This is a genomic window from Nakamurella deserti (genome assembly GCF_003260015.1).
GTDB classification, from domain to species: Bacteria; Actinomycetota; Actinomycetes; order Mycobacteriales; family Nakamurellaceae; genus Nakamurella; species Nakamurella deserti.
Genome location: NZ_QCXS01000002.1, coordinates 389,624 through 405,329, shown reverse-complemented (window position 1 = coordinate 405,329; position 15,706 = coordinate 389,624). Strand labels below are relative to the sequence as shown.

The following is a 15,706-nucleotide window of genomic DNA, read 5'->3' as shown; positions in this document are numbered from 1 at the left end:
GGAAGCCCCGGACGGCAGCTGCCGTCCGGGGCTTTCGTGGTTCTGTTGCTGCCGTACCCGGTCTCAAAGACCGAGGTAGCGGCTCAGCTCGTAGGGCGTGACCTGCCGGCGGTAGGCGTCCCACTCGGCCTTCTTGTTGCGCAGGAAGAACTCGTAGACGTGCTCGCCCAGCGTCTCGGCGATGAACTCCGACCGCTCCATCGCCTCGACGGCCAGTCCCAGCGAGTTCGGCAGGTCGACGTAGCCCATCGCGCGGCGCTCGGCGTCCGACAGCGACCAGACGTCGTCCTCCGCGGGCGCGGGCAGCGGGTAGTTGTTCTTGATCCCGCGCAGGCCGGCCGCGATGATCACCGCGAACATCAGGTACGGGTTGGTCGAGGAGTCGGGCGAGCGGACCTCGATGCGCTGGCTCGACGCCTTGCCGGGCGAGTAGTTCGGCACCCGGACCAGGGCCGAGCGGTTCGCCTGGCCCCAGCACACGGTGGTGGGCGCCTCCCCACCGAGGACCAGCCGCTTGTAGGAGTTGACCCACTGGTTGGTCACAGCGGTGAACTCCGGCGCGTGCCGGAGCACGCCGGCCAGGAACGCCTTTCCGGTGGCCGACATCTGGTACGGGTCCTCGGGGTCGTAGAAGGCGTTGCTCTCGCCCTCGAACAGCGAGAAGTGCGTGTGCATCGCCGAACCGGGCTGATCGGCGAACGGCTTGGGCATGAAGGTGGCCCGCACCCCCTGGGTGATGGCCACCTCCTTGATGACGTAGCGGAACGACATGATGTTGTCGGCCATGGTGAGCGCGTCGGCGTAGCGCAGATCGATCTCCTGCTGGCCGGGCGCGCCCTCGTGGTGGGAGAACTCCACCGAGATCCCCATCGCCTCCAGGCTCTCGATCGCGCGACGCCGGAAGTGCGGGGCCGCGTCGTGGGACGCCTGGTCGAAGAAGCCCCCGGAGTCGGCCGGCACCGGCGACGAGCCGTCCTGCGGCAGGTCCTTGAGCAGGAAGAACTCGATCTCCGGGTGCACGTAGCAGGTGAATCCCATGGCGGCCGCGTCGGCCATCACCCGGCGCAGCACGTGCCGAGGATCGGCCCAGGACGGCGACCCGTCGGGCATCGCGATGTCACAGAACATCCGGGCCGAGTAGACCCGCCCGCCGTCGGTCTCCCAGGGCAGCACCTGGAAGGTGGCCGGATCGGGCTTGGCCACCATGTCGGACTCGTACACCCGGGCGAAACCCTCGACCGAGGAGCCGTCGAAGCCGATGCCCTCGTTGAAGGCACCCTCGAGCTCGGCCGGCGCGACCGCCACGCTCTTCAGGTAACCCAGCACGTCGGTGAACCACAACCGCACGAACCGGATGTCGCGCTCCTCGAGGGTGCGCAGGACGAACTGACGCTGGCGATCCATGCCCCTCACCCTAGGGCAGACCCCGTCACGGACAGACGAGGCCGTCCTCGGGCAGCGTGAGCTCGGTGAGGTAGGCGTTCACCGCGTCGTCCACGCAGTCGATGCCGCCGAGGTAGGCGGTGTGCTGGTCCCCCTCGACGGTGATCAGCCGCGCGTTCAACAGCTTGGCCAGCTCCTGGCCGGCGGCGTACGGGGTGGCCGGGTCGCCGGTGGTGGAGATGACCACGAGGGTCGCCAGGTCCGGAGCGGCGGTGACGTCGACGTCCAGCGTGGTGGTGCCCGGCCAGCGGCTGCAGGTGTCGTCGAAGGCCACCACCGGGTCACCGCTGTCGAACACCGGTGCCGCCGCGGCGGCCTTCTCCTCGAACGAGGTGTCGGTGTCCCCGGCCGGGTCGCGCGGCGAGTCCACGCAGCGCACGGCGTTGAACACGTCCTGGGTGGACGAGTAGTGCCCCTGCGAGTCGCGCTCCTCGTACTGGTCGGCCAGCGCCATCAGAACGAACCCGTCGCCGTCGGCGAGGTCGATCAGGGCGGTGCGCAACGTCGGCCAGGCCTGCTGGGAGTACAGCGCCGAGGCGAGCCCGGTGGTGGCGTCATCGAAGGTCAGGACCCGGCCGTCACGCAGCTCCAGCGGGGTGTCCAGCAGTGGCCGCACGAGCGCCTGGAAGTCCGCGGTCGCCTGCGCGGGATCACCGGCCAGCGGGCAGCTCGCCTGCTGGGCACACCAGGCGGCGAACGCCTCGAAGGTGCCCTGGAAGCCGGCGTTCTGGTCGATGGTCCGCTGGTCGGAGTCGGCGTTCGGGTCGACCGCACCGTCGAGCACCATCGCCCGGACGTTCGCCGGGAACTCGTCGGCGTAGACGGAGCCGAGCAGGGTGCCGTACGAGAAACCCAGGTAGGTCAGCTGCTCCTGGCCGAGCGCGGACCGCAGCACGTCCATGTCGCGCACCGTGCTGGCGGTGCCGATGTTCTCCAGGAAGGCGGTGCCGTCGATCCCGGCGTCGGCGCCGGTGTTGGCCACGCACGCGGCGACGTACGCGGTGAGCGCGGCGTCGGCGGCGGCGATGCCCTCCGGCGTGGTGGTGCGGTGGTTGGCGGCCCGGTCCGCGTCGGTCTGCGCGTCGGTCCGGCACTCGACCTGCGGTCGGGAGGCGCCCACCCCGCGGGTGTCGAAGCCCACCAGGTCGAAGGTCTCCTGCAGGGCCGCGGCGCTGCCCTGGGTGGCGATGGCGGCGACGGTGTCCAGCGAGGACGCGCCGGGTCCGCCGGGGTTGATCTGCACCACCCCCTCGGACGTCCCGGTCGCGGCGGCCCGGATCACGGCCAGGGCGACCGTCGGTCCCGCCGGGTCGGCGTAGTCCAACGGCACGATCAGGTTCGTGCACTCCAGCCCCGGCGCGGCGTAGAACTCGTCGTAGTCGGGGTTGGCGTTGAACGGCGCGCAGTCCTGCCAGCGGAGCTGCTGGGAGTAGAACTCACCGAGGCCGTCCGGGACGGCGCCGGCCCCCGTCCCACCCGGGGTGGGCCGCGGGATCTCGCCCTCGATCGCGCCGCCGCCGGCCGGGGTGTCGGTCCCGGAGCCGGCGGTGGCCGGCCCGGACGGCACGGTGATCGACGGGGACCCCGCGTCCGCGCCGGGGAGAGCGGCCCGTCCGGACACCCCACCGGTGCAGGCCGCCGTGGTCAGGACGGTGCCGGCGAGCAGGACGGCCAGGATCCGGTTCGGAGTGCGCACCCCACGATCGTGCCAGCCCGCGGGACCGGGCCGGGCCGGAACGGCCTCGCCGCTCCGGCCCGTGCGGTCACGGGGTCGGGAGGTCGACCGCCTCGGGGTTCTCCTCGGGCTCCATGGTGTTGGGCTCGTCGCTGGCGCCGATGCCGGCTCCGGTCTCCGGGTTGGGGACCTGGCCGCCGGTCGGGTCGTTGGTCTCCGGGGTGCTGTCTGCTGTGGTCATCGGGGCTCCTCTGCCGATCTGTGCCGCTGGGCCCCGCTGCGGACTGCAGCGGGCGGCGCGCCGGACCGGACCCACCCACGACTGCGACCCACCGTGAGCTTTCGAGACTGTCCGTGACATTCGACGCGGTCGTTCCCAGTACGGTTCCCAGTATGGAGCCGGGTCAACCGAGGGACAGTCCGCCGACGGACACCGACGCCCCGCCCGTCACGCGGGGCCCGGGCCGGCGCCGCCGGTGGCGGTGGGTGGCGTTCGCCGGCCTGGTCCTCGTCCTGTGCGGCGGCTGGGTGGCGTTCCGCAGTTGGCAGGCGTACTCGGCGCTCACCGACGCACGGGCCACCATCGCCGCCGACTTCGATCTCGACACGGCCACCCTCCTCGAGGGTGGCTCGGCCTCGCTGCGACCGGCGGTGACCACGCTGCAGGAGCAGGCGTCCCGCGCCCGCGACGCGGTCGACGACCCGGTGTTCCGGCTGGCCACCGCGCTGCCGTTCGTCGGCGCCGACCTGTCTGCGGTGCGCACCATCGCCACCACCGTGGACGACATGGCCACCCAGGTGCTGCCGCCGCTGGTCGACCTGACCCGGCTGGCCGACCCCGCGGTGCTGCTGCCGGAGAAGGGCCGGGTGGACCTGCAGCCGTTCGTCGACGCCGCCCCGGCACTGCGGCACGCCGACGACGAGGTGGCCCGGTTCCGCGGCGAGATCGCGGCGATCCCCCACGACGACGTCGTCGGGGCGATCGCCTCCGCCGCGGACGACCTGGCGGCGAAGCTGGACACGGTCGCGTCGGTGACCGCCGGCGCCGCCACCACCACCGAGCTTCTGCCGCCCATGCTCGGGTCCGACGGCCCGCGCCGGTACCTGGTGCTCTTCCAGAACCTCGCCGAGGCGCGCTCCACCGGCGGGATGTTCGGGTCCTACGCGGTGATGACCGTGGACGACGGGCGGATCAGCGTCGGCGGCCAGGGCGCCACCCAGCGCACCATCGACCGTTTCGACGCCCCGGTGGCGCCGATCAGCGACGACGAGCGGCAGCTGTACGGCGAGAACATCGCCACCATCGCGATGGACGTCAACTTCACCCCGGACTTCCCGCGGGCCGCGGAGCTGTTCAGCGTGATGTACGCCGACCGGATCGATCCGACGCCGCTGGACGGGGCGTTCGCCGTCGACCCGGTGGCGTTGGGCCGGATCCTCGAGGGGTACGGGCCGGTGGACCTGGGCGGCACCACGGTGGCCCCCGACGAGCTGGCCGCCTTCCTGCTGTCCGACATCTACACGAAGTTCCCCGACGACAAGGACAAGAGTCTCCGTGACGCCTACACCGCGGCGGCCACCGGCCAGGCCCTCACGGCCCTGATGTCCCCGCCGGCCGACCCGGGCGCGGCGCTGGCGGGTCTGCGGCGATCGGTCGCCGAACACCGCCTGCTGCTGTGGAGTGCCCACCCCGACGAGCAGTCGTCCCTGGTGCGGGCGGGGTTGACCGGCGAGCTGCCCGCCGCCGACCCCGCCACGGCGCCCACGTTCGGGGTGTTCCTGGCCGACCGGACCTATCTCGGGTCCAAGCTCTCCTACTACCTGACCGGGAAGGTCGGCGTCACCGCCGGCGCCTGCGCGGCCGACGGCAGCCGGGAGGCCACGGTCACCCTCGACCTCGCCTTCGACGGGCCGACCTCGGGCCTTCCGGAACAGGTGTCGGGCGCGGGCCCGAAGGCCTACACGCTCACCGACGAGTTCCGGGTGTTCGCACCCACCGGCGGCACGCTCACCGGGGCGGAGGTCGACGGGGTGCCGGTCGAGCTGACCCGCGGCACCGACTTCGGCCGGGACGCCGGGCGTTTCCAGACCGACTTCACGCCGCGGTCGACATCGACGGTCACGCTGCACTTCACCGTGCCCGCCGCCGGCGATGCGGCGGCGCAGCCGACGGTGCGGATCCCGCCCGCGGTGAAGAACTGGCCGGTCACCGCGGAGCCGTTCGCCCCCTGCGGCTGAGGCGTCCCGGCGTCAGGAGCGGATACCGGCCGACGGTCGTCAGCCGTTGCGCCAGCGGGCGTCCTCGGACTCGAGCCGGGCCTCCCGGTCGTGCACGGTCTCCAGCGCGTTCGCCGCCGACGCCCGGTCGGGGAACGGCCCCAACCGGTCCTTGGCCTTGCACACGCCCTCCGGCTCCACCGTCTTGTGCTTCAGGCAGTAGAACCACTGGGTGTTCTGTCCGATCTCATCAGGCATGTGCACAGCCTGCCACGGTCACGTGGCACCGGCGCGATCGGCCAGCCGCACGGTGTAGGTGTGCGTCGCCGGATCCGCCGCGACCAGCTCCACCCGCACCTGCTCCCCCTCCGCGACACCGTCGGCGGGGCAGGTCGCACGCACCGGCGGGTCGTCGAGCACCAGCCGGGCCCGGTCCTTCTCGCGGTCGACCTGCAGCACGGTCGCGGGAAAGACGTCGCCCTCCCGACCGGCCAGCAGGAACGCCCCGACGGCGCCGGTGCAGGCCTTCTCCAGCGCGCTGGCCCGCTGGGCCGAGCTCCCCATCACCGCAGGCAGCTCACCCAGCCGGTCCCGGGCCCACCCCGGTACCGGCCGGCCGGCGTGCAGCGCCAGGCAGATCTCGGTGCCGAAGCGGTCGACCAGCCGCCGCAGGGGTGCCGTGACGTGGGCGTACGGCGCGCCGATGCCGGCGTGACCGGTGCGTTCCGGGGTGGGGTGGTCCGTGGAGTCCCGGTCGAAGGGGTGGTAGTCGGCTCCCCGCAGCAGCTTCACCGCGTACTCCAGGAACGCCGCCTGCCGGGGCTCGGCCGGGTCGAGCTGGGCCACCACGTCCGCGGGGGCGACGCCGTCCGGCCACGGGATGCCCAGCGCCGCGGTGGCGCGCCGCAGTTCGGCGACCTGCTTGTCCGACGGGTCCGGCAGCGTGCGCAGGATCCCCACCCCGCCGTCGAGCATGATGCGTGCCGCACACATCCCCGTGAGCAGGCTGATCTCGGCGTTCCAGGCCTCCACGTCCGGCAGCGCCCGCAGCACCAGGTCCCAACCGCGGGCGCGGCCGGTGCCGCCGGTGGCCACGATCTCCACGTCCGGCAGGTCGAGGGTCAGCGCGTGCCGCTGCCGGGCCAGGCCCTGCCGCAGCTTGCCGACGTCGGGCAGCAGCGCGATCGACGGGTGCAGCGTGCCCGCGGTGACATCGGCCTGGACGCCGGGGTAGTCCAGCCGGGCGAGGGAACGGACCCAGGCCCGTTCCAGTCCCACGTCGGTGACCTCACCGGCGGTGTCCAGCGTGATCGTCCACAGCACGGCGGGGCGACGCTGGTCCGGCAGCAGACTGCCGGCGCCCTCCGAGAGCGCGCGGGGATGCAACGGGGTCGAGAGGTCGGGGCTGTAGAGCGTCTGTCCGCGCCGCCAGGACTCCTCGTCGACCGGGCCGCCGGGCCGGACCCAGGCGGCGACGTCGGCGATGGCGTAGTGCACCACGTAGCCGAGGCCGTCGTCGGCACGGGTCAGGTGCACGGCCTGGTCGAGATCCATCGACCCGGGCGGGTCGACCGTCACCAGGGGCAGGTCGGTGCGGTCGTCACGGTCGGGCGCGACGAACGGGCCCGCTGCGACCGCCGCCGCGGCGTCGGCCTCCACCTCCGGCGAGAACGCCGTGGGCACGTTCTGTTCGGCGCGGATCGCGGCGAAGTCGATCGGCGCGGCAGACGAGTAGATCCTCCGTTGGCTCACCGGTCCGAGGCTAGTGGGCCGGGCCCGCGGGGCGGTGGGGTAGGAATGGAGGCATGGCGAGACTCCTGCTCGTGCTCCCGGTGGCGTGGTCGGCCGTGAGCGTGGTCGGGTTCGTCGCCGAGGGCCTGCCAGGCTCGCCGTCTCCGGTCTCGTCCTGATGGTCGGAACCGGTGTGATCGGCGCCCGGCGGGGCACAACAGTCTGAGACACATCGCCGCCGGACGACCGCCGGCGCATTCCGCAGTGGGCAGTGGGAAGGAACCGACGATGGCCGGGCAGAACACAGACGACGAGGACCTGAAGCGCCAGCAACCGGGCGGCGCCCTGAACGCGAAGGTGCTGATCGGGATCGGTGCGGTGCTGATCATCGCCGCGATCGTGATCCTGATCGTGGTGCTGACCAAGACCTGACCCGACCGGGCGCCGGGTCAGCGGGCGGCGTCGAGTTCGGCGTCGACCGCGGACAGCCGCCGGTCCAGTTCCGTCAGGGGACGCAGCCGCAGCGACACGGCGGCCGCGGGCACCGCGAGGAGAGCCGTCACGACGGCCAGCAGACTGTTCACCCGCTCAGTGCACGGCGGGGCCGTGTCCGCGGGCGGCGCCGGAGGTGAACACGACGCGGACAGCGGCCGAACTCTCGGCGATCCCGGGGCCGGGCACCGCGCGGGGCGGTACCGGCCACCGGGTGCTGATGGTCGGGGGACGAGTCGACCTGTAAGCCGGGTTCTGTTCCCGGGCGCCTCGCGGCCTCCCGTTCGGCAGTCATCCATCTGGGCGCACCGTCACCGGTGCGCTCGTGCGGTCCACCCGCAGGCTCGGGCGGGCCGCCCTCGAACACCTGCGCACCGGCCGTCTCCGACCGGCTCTCGACCTTGCTCCGGGTGGGGTTTACCGAGCCGCGCCGGTCACCCGGCGCGCTGGTGGTCTCTTACACCACCGTTTCACCCTTACCGGCGCGGTGCGCGAGCACCGGCCGGCGGTCTGTTCTCTGTGGCACTGTCCCGCGGGTCACCCCGGGTTGCCGTTGACAACCACCCTGCCCTGTGGAGCCCGGACTTTCCTCGACACCGCAAGCGGTGCCGCGACTGCCCGGCCGACTCGTCCGGCGTGGACACTACCCGAGCAGGTGGCCGGTCTCGTTGATCGTCCACACCGTCGTCGCCCCCTGCGGATCCACCAGCACCCCGGACACCGACGCGTTGTCCACCCGCAGCCGGTACGCGACGTCGACGGGGGTACCCAGTGCCCAGGTCAGCAGCGCCCGGATCGGCGCGGCGTGGGAGACCACGACGATCGACTTCCCCCGGTGCCCGTCCACCGCCTGCTCGGTGGCGGCCACGCACCGGACCCGCAGGTCGGCCAACGACTCCCCCGCCGGCGGCGCGGCGTGCACGTCGTCGCGCCACCGGCGGAAGTCCGCGGGCCAGCGGCCGGCGATCTCGGTCTCCGACCGTCCCGTCCACTCGCCCAGCGACTGGTCGGTCAACCGCTCGTCGACGCGCACCTCGCACCGCGGGCCCCGCCGTGCCGACGCCGACGCCGCGATCGCCTCGGCGGTGGCCCGGCAGCGGTCCAACGGTGAGGTGAGGACCACGTCCGCGGCCAGCGGGGCCAGCCGGCGGGCCACCTGGCGGGACTGCCGCCGCCCCAGGTCGGTCAGCGGGACGTCGACCTGCCCGGCGTACCGCCCGGCGGCGCCCCACGTCGTCTCACCGTGCCGCACGATCAGCACGGACGTGACACCGGCGGCCCGGTCCCGCGATCGTCGGTTCACCCGCGGACGCCGCGGTCAGGCGCGGACGAGGATGGCGCCGCACTCCGGGCACCGGACGACGGCGTCGACCGGCGCCGCCTTCAGCTCGCCCAACGCGGTCCGGTCGATCTCCATCCGGCAGGCACCGCAGCGGCCGCCGAGGAGCTCGCCGGCCGCCACCCTGCCCTGGTCCTTGACCCGGGTGTACAGCGCGAGCACGTCGTCGGGGAAGCGCGGTACCAGAGCGGCCCGCTTCTCGCGCTCGGTGGCCAGCACGGCGTCGATCTCGGCGAAGGCCGCGTCGCGGGTGGCGACCGCCTCGGCGGTCTCGGCGTCGATGGCGGCGAGGTCGCGGCGGGCGGCGGCGAGCACACCCTCGGCGGCCTCCCGCTGCTCCATCAGCTCCAACTCGGCGTCCTCGAGGGTGGCCTGACGGCGCTTCAGGGACTCGATCTCGTGCTGCAGGTTCTCCAGCTCCTTGGGGCTGGCCGAACCCGAGGCCAGCCGGTCGGCGTCGCGGCGGGCCCGGGCCCGCACCTGCTCCACCTCGGTGTCGAGCTTGTTGGTCGCGCGTTGCAGGTCCGAGACCTCGGTCTCGGCGGCGACGACGGCCCGCCGGACCACGGTCGCCCGGGCCTCGCCGTCGGCGATCACCGCGAGCGCGGGCAGGTGCGACCGGCGGTGCTCGGCGGAGCTGATCACCCGGTCGGTCGCCGCCAGGTCGAGCAGCGTGCGTTGGACGAACGGATCGAGCTTGAGCGGCACCTGTCCACCTTCTTGCGGAGATCTTCTCGAGTTGTGCGGGTCAACCTATCGCGTGGCCGCCGCGGACGCGTCACCCCGGCGGTCAGGCCCGCGCGGTCCAGGGGTCGGTGCGCCGCTCCGAGACCACCGCGCGGACGCCGAGTTCGCGCTCGAGCAGCGCCGCGGCGACCGGCAGCCACGGCCATTCGCCGGCCCAGTGGGCGACGTCGACGAGCACCGGCCGGTCGTCACCGCCGGAGACGTACTCCTGGGCGACGTGGTGCCCGAGGTCGGAGGTGACGAAGGCGTCGACACCGGCGCCGGAGACGGTGGACAGCAGCGACCCGCCGGAGCCGCCGCAGACCGCCACCCGCCGGATCCGCCGGTCGGGGTCACCCGCCAGGCGCGCGCCGGTGACCGTGGCCGGCAGGGCCGCCGCAATCGCGGCGGCGAAGGCCCGGGCCGTCGTCGGCGCGGCCAGGGTGCCGATCCGGCCGAGCCCCAGGGCGGGGTCGGCGTCCGCGGGCGCGACCGGGCGGGTGTCGGTGAGACCGAGAGCGGCCGCCAGGGCGTCGTTGACGCCGCCCGCGGCCCGGTCGGCGTTGGTGTGCGCGGCCAGGTGCGCCACCCCGCCCCGGATCAGCCGGTGGATCAGGCGGCCCTTGGCCGTGTCGGCGGCCACGGACTGCACCGGGCGGAACAGCAGCGGGTGGTGGGTGAGCAGCAGGTCGGCCCCGACCTCGACGGCCTCGTCGACGGTGACCGGATCCACGTCGACGGCCAGCAGGACGGTGCCGACCGGCTGGGCGGGGTCGCCGCAGGTCAACCCGATGCCGGTGTCCCAGTCCTCGGCCAGGGCGGGCGGGTAGGCGGCGTCGAGGGTGGCGCGCACCTCGGCCAGGGTCACGGTGCGGGGATCGGGCATCCGACCAGTCTGGCAGTGGCCCCGCGGTCGCGGCGACGATCCGCCGGTGCCGGGGTCGGCCACAATGGAGGGGTGCGACAGTCCAGACGTGACGAGACCGACGACCGGTTCCACGTCAGCGTGGTGTGCACCGGCAACATCTGCCGGTCGCCGATGGCGGCCGTCATCCTGCGGCACGCCGTCGAGGAGGCCGGTCTGGCGGACCGGGTCCGGGTGACGAGCGCCGGTACGGGGCCGTGGCACGCGGGCGGCCCGGCCCACGCCAACACCCGGCGGGTCCTCGCCGACGCCGGCTTCGACACCGACCACATCGCCCACCAGATCACCCGGGACGAGATGCCCACCGTGGACCTGCTGCTGGCGGCCGACCGCACCCATCTGGCCGCTCTGACCAGTCTGGACGGACCGGCCGGGCGCGGTCGCCGGGCGCCGGCGGCGGCGGTGGGGTCGAGCCGGATCGTGCTGTTCCGCAGTTTCGACCCGGACGCCGACTCCGACGAGATCCCCGATCCGTACGGCGGCCCTCACGAGGAGTACGTGCAGGTAATGACCATGGTGCGGGCCGCGGTACCGGGCATCGTCGCCGAGATCCGCCGGCGGCTCGGATGACCCTCACCGCCCGCCCCACCCCACCGGCGCCGGCACCCCGCCGCGCCGGGATCAGGGCCATCCTGACGCCGGGCTGGCTCGCCGTCGTCGCCCTCGCGACGGTGTTCGCGGGCGCGTGCTGGTTCGTGCTCGCCCCGTGGCAGTACCACCGCCACCAGGAGCGCGAGGCGCTCAACGACCAGATCGAGACCGCGCTGGCGGCCCCGCCGGCGCCGGTCCAGGACCTGCTCGTCAGCGGGGCGGAGCCGCCGGCGAGCAGCGAGTTCCGGTTGGTCACCGCGACCGGGTCGTTCGTCCCCGACGAGCAGGTGTACGTCCGCCTCCGCCAGCAGAACGGCTCGAGCGCCTCGGAGGTGGTGCTGCCGTTCAAGCTCACCGACGGCACCCGCGTGCTGATCGACCGCGGCTACGTCTCCAACGACGACCTCAAGGCCGGCGACCTGCCCGCCCCGGTGCCGTCCGGTGAGATCACCGTCACGGGCCGGGTCAGCGCCGACCAGCCCGATCCGTCGAACCGCCCCCGCCAGGAGGTCGACGGACGCATCGACGTCTACGGCATCGACTCGGCGGTGCTGCTCGGTGACGAGCCGGGCGCCCGGTTGGGCTTCGTGCAGCTCGTCGACGGCACCCCCGGCGTGCTGAACGAGATCGGCGTCCCCGACCGCGACGGCGGGCCGTTCCTGTCCTACGCCCTGCAGTGGGCGGTGTTCGGTGCGGTGGCGCTGCTCGCCGCCGGCTTCTTCGCCTACCGCGAGGTCACGGACCCGCCCGGCGACGACCCCGAGACCACCGGAGCGGCCTCCCCCGGTCCGCCGACCGACCCCACCGCCGACCCGGCGGACGCCGCCGACGTCGCGGCGGTCCCGGGGTCGGCGGCCGGCCCGCCCGGCCGGGCGCCCGCCGCTCCCGGGACGGTCGGGACGGGCAAGCCGCGGAAGCCCAGGTTCGACAAGTCGCAGCTCTACGACTGACGGTCTCGCCCCCTGAGGACACCGCGGTCACACCCGGCTCAGCCCACCGTGATCCGCTCACGGATGTCGCCCAGCCCGCGGGCCAGGAGCAGCTCACCGGCGGACGGCAGGGTGGCCCACGAGCCGTCGGGGCCGCCCTCCCAGCGCCGCCACATCCGCGGGTCACCGGTGACGGTCACCGTCGCCGACCCGCCGGCCGCCACCGTCACCGGCGTCCAGCCCACCAGCCGGACGGGCTGCGCCGGGTCCGCGGGTGCGAAGTACAGCTGCACCACCTCACGGCCGTCCCGGTCGCCGGTGTTGTGCACCGTCACCGACACCGTGGTCGACACCGCTGGGTCACCGTGGGCGGTGACGTCGCTGTAGTCCCAGCTGGTGTAGCCCAGCCCGTGGCCGAACCAGAACGCGGGCGCCGGCGCGCGGCCGGCGTGATGTCCGCGGTAGCCGATGAACGTGCCCTCGTCGTAGACGACGGCGCCGTCGACCGGGGTGACGTTCCAGGCCGGGGTGGCCCCGTCGGCGACCGGCCAGGTCGTGACCAGCCGGCCGCTCGGCTCGGCGGCCCCGGTCAGCACCGCCGCCACCGCGTGGCCCGCCTCCTGGCCGGGCAGCCCCACCACCAGCACCGCGTCGACCTCGTCGAGCCACGGCATCAGCACCGGGGTGGCCGCGTTGATCACCACGACGGTCTTTGCCGCGGCCGCGGCGACGGCCCGCACCAGGTCGTCCTGGCGGCCGGGCAGGGCCAGGGTGGACTTGTCGACGGCCTCGGTCTCCTGCTCGGCGGTGAGACCGACGACCACCACGGCGACGTCGGCGGCGGCCGCGGCCGCAGCGGCCTCCGCGAGCACGGTGTCCACCTCGCGGGCGGACCGGCGCACGATGAGGCCGGCCAGCGCCGGGCTCCCCGGGGCGAGCGCCGGAACCTCGAGGACGGCCTCCACCTCGGTCCCGGCCGGAACCGCGACCGGGGTCGCCCGCGAGGGCGGGTCGAGCAGTTCCGCCCCGGGTCCCGGGTTCGCCACCGCCAGTGTCCAGTCCGACGTCCGGCCGTCCACCCGGAGTCGCCAGTCGCCGACGCCGATGGTGCCGATGTCCAGCGGCCCGTCGGACGTGAGGCGGGCCTGCAGCCGGATCCGGGCCACGGTGCCCTCGAAGTCGTCGTCGAAGCCCACGACGGTGGTCGCCGTCGGGCTGGAACGCCGTTCCAGCACCGTGCCGGCGGCGTCGTACAGCGTGAACCCCACCCCGGGCAGGCCGCTCTCCGGGTCGGTGACCATCGCCGGCAGCGCGGCGACGGCCTTGGTGCGGACCTCGACGCCGTCGACCACGGTGACCCGGTCCCCGAGCAGCGCGGTCAACCCGTCGGCCACGCTCACCTGGTACGGCGCGTTGACCTGCGCGGAGCCGCCGCCCATCCCGGCGGTCTCGACGGCGTGCCGGCCGATCACGGCGACGCCACCCGATCCGGCCAGCGGGAGCACGCCCTCGTTGGTCAGCACCGTCATGCCGGCGGTCGCCAGGTCGCGCAGCTGTCGCCGGCGGACGGCCGAATCGGGCGCGGGCAGATCGGTCGGGTACTCCCGCAGGTCACCGAGCGCGCCGACCCGGCCGGCCAACCGGAGGAGCCGGACGACGTGGTCGTCGACGGTCGTCTCGGCGACCTCACCGGCCTGCACGGCGGCGACGAGCGCGTCGCCCCACGGACCGACCGGTCCCGGCATCACCAGGTCCTGGCCGCCGTTGGCCGACGCGGCGGTGGTCTTCGTCGCCGTCCAGTCCGACATCAGCAGGCCGTCCCAGGCCCACTCGCCCTTGACGATCCCGCTGTTGACGTGGACCTGCTCGGTCGCCGCGACCCCGTTGACGTCGTTGTAGCCGGCCATCATCGTCCAGGCGTGGGCGTCGGTGGCGGCGATCTCGAACGGCAGCAGGTAGAGCTCCCGCAGCGTCGCCTCGTCGACGACGCTGTTCACGGTGTTGCGCTCGGTCTCGGACTCGTTGGCGACCAGGTGCTTCAGGCACGCCGCGACGCCGGCGTCCTGCATGCCGCGGACGTAGGCCGCGGCGAGATGCCCGGTGAGCAGCGGGTCCTCGGAGTAGGCCTCGAAGAGCCGGCCGCCGAGCAGCGAGCGGTGCAGGTTGATGGTGGGGCCGAGGACGACGTGGATCTGCTGGACGAGGGCCTCCTCGGCGAGCAGCCGGCCGACCTCGTAGGCGCCGTCGACGTCCCAGGCGGACGCGAGCAGGGTGGCGTTGGGGAACAGCGACACGACCCGGCCGCCGGCGAACTTCAGGCCACGGACACCGGTCGGGCCGTCGGACAGCCGCAGCTCGCCGAGGCCGATCCGGGGTTCGGGCGGCAGGGTGAACGCGGTCGCCCCGGTGAGCAGCCGGACCTTCGACGCCAGGTCCAGCCGGCTCACCAGGTCGGTCAGTGCGGTGGTGTCCGGCTCGGTCGGGTTCATGGGTGCCGCCTTCGGGATCGTTCCCGAGGGCCGTCCGCCGTCGGGGTCGGCACCCAGCTTGCCCGGTGTCGCCGGGGGCGGCGAACCGACCCGGCGAACCGGCCCCGGCAACGCGGCCGCGGCCACGCGGCCCGGCGAACGGCCCGGTGGGCGCCAGGGAAGGCGCCGCCGGCAGGAGCCCCGTCAACTCCCGCCGGCGACGGTCTGCGGGACGCCGGGTGGGCGGCGTCCGACGAGCGGTCAGATCCCCCGGATCGACCAGCTCGCGGTGTGGGTGGCGCCGGCGGCGAGCACCGGCACCTCGGCGTCGGGCAGGTTGAACGCGTCCGGCGGACAGTTCATCGGCTCGACGGCCAGGCCGGCCCGGTCGTGCTCCGGCTCCGGGCGGTCGCCGGTGTGGATCTGCAGCCAGGGCGCCCAGGCACCCCAGCTCAGCTCGACGCCCGTCCCGGCGGCCGGGTCGACCACCCGGACCACGGCGACACCGTCGTCGAAGGTGACATCGGTGAAGCAGTGGTCGATCTCGCGGCCGCCGATGACGTCGGGCGTGCGGAAGTCGTTGTCCACGGAGTCCACGGCGACGAGTCCGGTGGGGACGAGCCGCTCGTCCACCTCGAGGCGGCGGGCCACCGGCGCGGTGAGCTCCCAGCTGTCCAGCGGACCGGCGCCGGCGACCAGGTACGGATGCGGGCAGCAGCCGTAGGGAGCCTCTCCGGTGCCGGTGTTGTTCGCCTCCAGCGTGGTGTGCAGCCCGTCGCCGTCGAGCACCAAGGTGATCTGCAGCCGCAACGGGAACGGGTAGCCGTCCTGGGCGACCAGGTCGTGCACCAGCACCAGCCGGTCGGCGGCGACATCGGTCGCCTCCCACCGCACCCAGTGCGCCAGGCCGTGCAGCGCATGACCGCGGTCCACCTCGTTGAGCGCCGCCTGGTGGGTGACGCCGCGGAAGGTGTACCGGCCGTCGGCGATCCGGTTCGGCCACGGCACCGGATGGGCGCCGCGGTAGAGCGGGCGCACCGCGCCGGCCGGGAACGGGACCACCAGGTCCCGCCCGTCCAGCGTCAGCGACCGCAGGGTGGCGCCGACGGCGGTGACCGCGGCGGCGTAGCCGCCGCTGTGCAGCCGCCATTCGTCGGGACGGTCGGTCAT

The 15,706-nt window shown here is 74.0% G+C and carries 15 protein-coding genes and 1 other RNA gene; 4 read left to right on the top strand and 12 right to left on the bottom strand.

Features of this window, described 5'->3' with window-relative positions; all coding sequences use genetic code 11:
• Nucleotides 1–63: 63 nt before the first annotated feature.
• The 3 genes from glnA to DB033_RS20885 form a co-directional block, all read right to left on the bottom strand.
• On the bottom strand, nucleotides 64–1,404 hold the full coding sequence (gene glnA / locus DB033_RS02025; RefSeq protein ID WP_111765231.1) for a type I glutamate--ammonia ligase: 1,341 nt from the start codon (nucleotides 1,402–1,404) through the stop codon (nucleotides 64–66).
• Between the two features lie 25 nt (nucleotides 1,405–1,429).
• Nucleotides 1,430–3,139, bottom strand: a complete 1,710-nt coding sequence (locus tag DB033_RS02020; protein ID WP_111765230.1) for an alpha/beta hydrolase — start codon at nucleotides 3,137–3,139, stop codon at nucleotides 1,430–1,432.
• Between the two features lie 67 nt (nucleotides 3,140–3,206).
• Nucleotides 3,207–3,359 carry a hypothetical protein gene (locus DB033_RS20885; protein WP_170315461.1) on the bottom strand — a complete coding sequence of 51 codons (153 nt, stop codon included), beginning with the start codon at nucleotides 3,357–3,359 and terminating at the stop codon, nucleotides 3,207–3,209.
• Nucleotides 3,360–3,604: 245 nt separating this feature from the next.
• On the opposite strand from DB033_RS20885, the gene DB033_RS02015 reads away from it, so the two are divergent.
• On the top strand, nucleotides 3,605–5,356 hold the full coding sequence (locus DB033_RS02015; RefSeq protein ID WP_157970457.1) for a DUF4012 domain-containing protein: 1,752 nt from the start codon (nucleotides 3,605–3,607) through the stop codon (nucleotides 5,354–5,356).
• Between the two features lie 39 nt (nucleotides 5,357–5,395).
• On the opposite strand, the gene DB033_RS02010 is transcribed toward DB033_RS02015, so the two are convergent.
• Both DB033_RS02010 and DB033_RS02005 read right to left on the bottom strand, forming a co-directional pair.
• Nucleotides 5,396–5,593: a hypothetical protein gene (locus DB033_RS02010; protein WP_111767161.1), complete on the bottom strand. Its 198-nt coding sequence runs from the start codon at nucleotides 5,591–5,593 to the stop codon at nucleotides 5,396–5,398.
• An 18-nt stretch (nucleotides 5,594–5,611) separates the two neighbouring features.
• Complete coding sequence (locus tag DB033_RS02005) at nucleotides 5,612–7,087, bottom strand: RNB domain-containing ribonuclease (protein WP_240615687.1); 1,476 nt, start codon at nucleotides 7,085–7,087, stop codon at nucleotides 5,612–5,614.
• A gap of 267 nt (nucleotides 7,088–7,354) precedes the next feature.
• Between DB033_RS02005 and DB033_RS20485 the strand changes: the two genes are divergently transcribed.
• Nucleotides 7,355–7,498 carry a hypothetical protein gene (locus tag DB033_RS20485; protein ID WP_157970456.1) on the top strand — a complete coding sequence of 48 codons (144 nt, stop codon included), beginning with the start codon at nucleotides 7,355–7,357 and terminating at the stop codon, nucleotides 7,496–7,498.
• 17 nt (nucleotides 7,499–7,515) lie between these two features.
• Here DB033_RS20485 and DB033_RS21575 read toward each other — a convergent pair whose 3' ends face one another.
• The 5 genes from DB033_RS21575 to DB033_RS01985 all read right to left on the bottom strand — a co-directional run bounded on the left by DB033_RS21575 (nucleotide 7,516) and on the right by DB033_RS01985 (nucleotide 10,509).
• Nucleotides 7,516–7,650, bottom strand: a complete 135-nt coding sequence (locus DB033_RS21575; RefSeq protein ID WP_276309181.1) for a hypothetical protein — start codon at nucleotides 7,648–7,650, stop codon at nucleotides 7,516–7,518.
• 136 nt (nucleotides 7,651–7,786) lie between these two features.
• Nucleotides 7,787–8,188, bottom strand: an RNA gene (gene rnpB, locus DB033_RS02000) — RNase P RNA component class A.
• 13 nt (nucleotides 8,189–8,201) lie between these two features.
• Complete coding sequence (locus DB033_RS01995; protein ID WP_111765227.1) at nucleotides 8,202–8,861, bottom strand: histidine phosphatase family protein; 660 nt, start codon at nucleotides 8,859–8,861, stop codon at nucleotides 8,202–8,204.
• Nucleotides 8,862–8,876: 15 nt separating this feature from the next.
• Nucleotides 8,877–9,605, bottom strand: coding sequence for a zinc ribbon domain-containing protein (locus DB033_RS01990; protein ID WP_111765226.1), 729 nt, complete (start codon nucleotides 9,603–9,605; stop codon nucleotides 8,877–8,879).
• A gap of 82 nt (nucleotides 9,606–9,687) precedes the next feature.
• Nucleotides 9,688–10,509, bottom strand: coding sequence for a Nif3-like dinuclear metal center hexameric protein (locus DB033_RS01985; protein ID WP_111765225.1), 822 nt, complete (start codon nucleotides 10,507–10,509; stop codon nucleotides 9,688–9,690).
• Nucleotides 10,510–10,581: 72 nt separating this feature from the next.
• Here DB033_RS01985 and DB033_RS01980 point away from each other — a divergent pair, with 72 nt between their 5' ends.
• The gene (locus DB033_RS01980) at nucleotides 10,582–11,118 is read left to right on the top strand and encodes a low molecular weight protein-tyrosine-phosphatase (protein WP_240615686.1); all 537 of its coding nucleotides are present in this window, start codon (nucleotides 10,582–10,584) and stop codon (nucleotides 11,116–11,118) included.
• Nucleotides 11,115–12,089 carry an SURF1 family cytochrome oxidase biogenesis protein gene (locus tag DB033_RS01975; RefSeq protein ID WP_111765224.1) on the top strand — a complete coding sequence of 325 codons (975 nt, stop codon included), beginning with the start codon at nucleotides 11,115–11,117 and terminating at the stop codon, nucleotides 12,087–12,089. Before DB033_RS01980 ends, DB033_RS01975 begins: the two co-directional genes overlap by 4 nt.
• Before the next feature lie 38 nt (nucleotides 12,090–12,127).
• Here DB033_RS01975 and DB033_RS01970 read toward each other — a convergent pair whose 3' ends face one another.
• Nucleotides 12,128–14,557, bottom strand: coding sequence for a glycoside hydrolase family 3 protein (locus DB033_RS01970; RefSeq protein WP_111765223.1), 2,430 nt, complete (start codon nucleotides 14,555–14,557; stop codon nucleotides 12,128–12,130).
• A gap of 240 nt (nucleotides 14,558–14,797) precedes the next feature.
• On the bottom strand, nucleotides 14,798–15,706 hold the full coding sequence (locus tag DB033_RS01965) for an aldose 1-epimerase family protein (RefSeq protein ID WP_111765222.1): 909 nt from the start codon (nucleotides 15,704–15,706) through the stop codon (nucleotides 14,798–14,800).

What these genes read in the sequence shown, in the direction of transcription:
- glnA (WP_111765231.1), bottom strand. Translation starts at nt 1,404, where the DNA reads ATGGATCGCCAGCGTCAGTTCGTCCTGCGCACCCTCGAGGAGCGCGAC.
- DB033_RS20885 (WP_170315461.1), bottom strand. Translation starts at nt 3,359, where the DNA reads ATGACCACAGCAGACAGCACCCCGGAGACCAACGACCCGACCGGCGGC.
- DB033_RS02010 (WP_111767161.1), bottom strand. Translation starts at nt 5,593, where the DNA reads ATGCCTGATGAGATCGGACAGAACACCCAGTGGTTCTACTGCCTGAAG.
- DB033_RS20485 (WP_157970456.1), top strand. Translation starts at nt 7,355, where the DNA reads ATGGCCGGGCAGAACACAGACGACGAGGACCTGAAGCGCCAGCAACCG.
- DB033_RS01985 (WP_111765225.1), bottom strand. Translation starts at nt 10,509, where the DNA reads ATGCCCGATCCCCGCACCGTGACCCTGGCCGAGGTGCGCGCCACCCTC.
- DB033_RS01975 (WP_111765224.1), top strand. Translation starts at nt 11,115, where the DNA reads ATGACCCTCACCGCCCGCCCCACCCCACCGGCGCCGGCACCCCGCCGC.
- DB033_RS01970 (WP_111765223.1), bottom strand. Translation starts at nt 14,557, where the DNA reads ATGAACCCGACCGAGCCGGACACCACCGCACTGACCGACCTGGTGAGC.
- DB033_RS01965 (WP_111765222.1), bottom strand. Translation starts at nt 15,706, where the DNA reads ATGACCGACCGTCCCGACGAATGGCGGCTGCACAGCGGCGGCTACGCC.